The sequence below is a fragment of the Actinomycetota bacterium genome (genome assembly GCA_040754375.1).
Classification (GTDB): Bacteria; Actinomycetota; Acidimicrobiia; order Acidimicrobiales; family AC-14; genus JBFMCT01.
Window position 1 is genome coordinate 1 of sequence record JBFMCT010000097.1, and the last position, 2,094, is coordinate 2,094.

The 2,094-nt window shown below is 74.2% G+C and carries 1 protein-coding gene; it reads right to left on the reverse strand.

The window, feature by feature from the left end; genetic code table 11:
- Window positions 1-2,094 (reverse strand): ATP-dependent zinc metalloprotease FtsH (gene ftsH / locus AB1673_17590; protein ID MEW6155770.1); only part of this gene is annotated, 2,094 nt, incomplete at both ends.

The window sequence follows — 2,094 nt, forward strand, 5'->3', positions numbered from 1 at the left end:
GCCCCCGCGACCACACCGCCCGCCGCAGGAGCCGGGGGCGGAGGCGGGGGTGGGGGGGCGGGGGGACCACCGGCGGGGCCCCGACGGGCCCGCACCGACGCCAGCACCTTGCGCAGCGGGGGGCCGTCGACGGTCTCGTAGGAGATGAGGCCGGAGGCCACCACGTCGAGCACCTTGCGTTCGGACTCCAGGATCGAGCGGGCCAGGGCCTCCTGCTCGTCGAGGATGCGGGTGACCTCGGCGTCGAGATGTTCGAGGGTGGGCTGGGACACGTCCTTGGCCTGGAGGTAGTCGCGCCCCAGGAACACCTCCCGCTGCTCGCGCAGCACCCGCATTCGCCCCAGGCGCGAGCTCATGCCGAAGCGCCCGGCCATGTCTCGGGCCGCGTTGGTGGCCCGTTCGAGGTCGGGCTCCGAGCCCGTCGAGGGCTGGCCCAGCACCAGTTCCTCGGCCGCGATGCCGGCCATGGCGATGGCGATCTGGGTCTCCATGTCCTCCCGGGTGGGCAGCAGGCGCTCGTCGGTGAGCATGGCCAGGTGGCCGATGCCCCGGCCCCGGGCGATGACCGAGAGCTTGTCGATGGCGGCCGCCTTGCCCAGGGCCGAGGCCACGACCGCGTGCCCAGCCTCGTGGTAGGCGATGCGCCGCTTGTCCTCGGGGGCGATCAGGATGTTCTTGCGCCGGGGCCCGGAGACCACCCGCTCGACGGCCTCCTCCAGGTGGGAGTAGGCGACCGCCGGGGCACCCTCGCGCACAGCCAGCAGGGCGGCCTCGTTGAGCAAGCTGGCCAGGTCGGCCCCGGTGAAACCGGGGGTGCGGCGGGCCACCTCACCCAGGTCGTGGCCCGGGTCGGCCAGCTTCTTGCCCCGGGCGTGCAGGCGCAGGATGGCCAGGCGGCTGTCGACGTCGGGCCGTTCGATGACGATGTGGCGGTCGAAGCGTCCCCGCCGCAGCAGGGCCGGGTCCAAGATGTCCGACCGGTTGGTGGCCGCCAGCACGGCCACGCCCTCGCTGGCCGAGAAGCCGTCCATCTGCACCAGCAGTTCGTTGAGGGTCTGCTCCCGCTCGTCGTGGCCGCCGCCCAGGCCCGCGCCCCGCTGGCGGCCCACAGCGTCGAGCTCGTCGATGAAGATGATCGAGGGAGCCGAGGCCCGGGCCTGGCGGAACAGGTCGCGCACCCGGGCGGCGCCCACGCCCACCAGCGACTCGACGAACTCCGAACCCGATATCGAATAGAAGCTGGCGTTGGCCTCGCCGGCCACGGCCCGGGCCAGCAGGGTCTTGCCGCACCCGGGCGGCCCCACCAGCAGGACACCCTTGGGTGGCACCGCCCCCATGCGCCGGAAGGCGGCCGGGTCGGCCAGGTAGTCGCGCACCTCGCCCAGCTCGACGAGGGGCTCGGCCGCCCCAGCCACGTCGGCGAACGACGTCGGTGGCCGGCCCCGCATGCGCCGGTCGCCGATCGTGCCGAACTGGCTGAACTCCTCAGCCCCGCCCCCGCCCGCGGGGCGCACGGCCGCGAACAGCAGGGCGAACAGGTTGGCCAGGATCACCAGCGGGAACAGGAACTGGGCCAGGAAGCGCATGACCGACTTGCTCACCTGGCTGTCCACGGTCACCAGGGCAGGGTCCTTGGGCACGTCCACCAGCCGCCCGTCGGTCCCCGGCACCTGGGCCTCGGTGGAGATCAGCCGGTTGAACAGCTCGCTGGTCACGGTGTCGCTACGGGGGTAGGCCGTCCAGTAGCGGAACGGCTCGGCGACGGTGGTGTCGAACATGCGGCCCGTGACCCGGGCGTCCTCGTCGAGGAACCGGGCCGTCTGCACCCGGCCCTCCTCGGCCGCCCGGAACAGCCGGTCGAGGCTCACCTCGGTGCCCGGGGTCGACGGCCGCAGGTAGGCCATGACCAGCGCGTACACGACCAGGAGGCCGGCCAGGCAAGCCAGCAGGTAGGCCAGCCCCCGCCGGCTGCGCAGCCGCTCGACCAGTCCCTCCCGCGGCGCCGTCTCGGTCCTCGCCTTCGCGACGTCCCGGCCCCCGGCCCTGGGCCCGCCCCCGCCGCCCGCCGGCGAGCCCGCCGCCCCCGCCGGCTTG